The 699-nt window shown below is 61.5% G+C and carries 1 protein-coding gene; it reads left to right on the top strand.

Features of this window, described 5'->3' with window-relative positions; translation table 11 throughout:
* A partial coding sequence (locus J6525_RS46580; RefSeq protein WP_225649632.1) for an IS5 family transposase occupies positions 1-671 on the top strand: 671 nt, incomplete at its 5' end.
* Between the last annotated feature and the right edge of the window lie 28 nt (positions 672-699).

Consider the following 699-nt stretch of genomic DNA (forward strand, 5'->3'; position numbering starts at 1 on the left):
TCTATATCGTTTCGACCGGCTGCCAGTGGCGGGCGTTGCCGCAGGAGTTCCCGCCCTATTCGACGGTGCAGGGCTATTTTTATAGATGGCGGGATACAGGCCGGTGGCAGAGGATTGTCAGCGTGCTTGTCCGACGGGCGCGAAAAAAGCTTGGACGGACACCGAAGCCGACGGCAGCCGTGATCGACAGTCAAAGTGCGCCGACCACCCAAGCTGGCGGACCGCGCGGCTACGATGCAGGCAAGCGCATCTACGGCCGCAAGCGGCATATCGTGACGGATACCAATGGCCTCCTCCTTGGGGTTCATGTTCATCCGGCCAACGTTCAGGACTGCCATGGCGCCGTACCGCTGCTGAAGAACGTGCGGATGAACTTCCCCCGGCTGCGCCACGTCTTTGCCGACCGGATCTACCGCGGAAATCAACTCCTCGACGCGCTCTCAGACTGCGGTCCATGGACTGTCGAGATCGTCGAGCGGCCTCAAGGCGTCAAAGGCTTCCAGCTTCTGCCGAGGCGGTGGGTGGTTGAACGCACATTCGCTTGGTTCGGCAGATGCCGCCGCCTCGCCAAGGACTTCGAGGCGACGGTGGCAACCGAAGCTGCCTGGCTGCTGATTGCACACATCAGGCTCCTGACCCGCAGACTCGCGGCTGCAGCTAAGGTTGGGTGATTTATGAGTCAGACTCTCAGGATGACGG

The organism is Bradyrhizobium australafricanum (assembly GCF_020329495.1).
Taxonomy (GTDB): Bacteria; Pseudomonadota; Alphaproteobacteria; order Rhizobiales; family Xanthobacteraceae; genus Bradyrhizobium; species Bradyrhizobium australafricanum.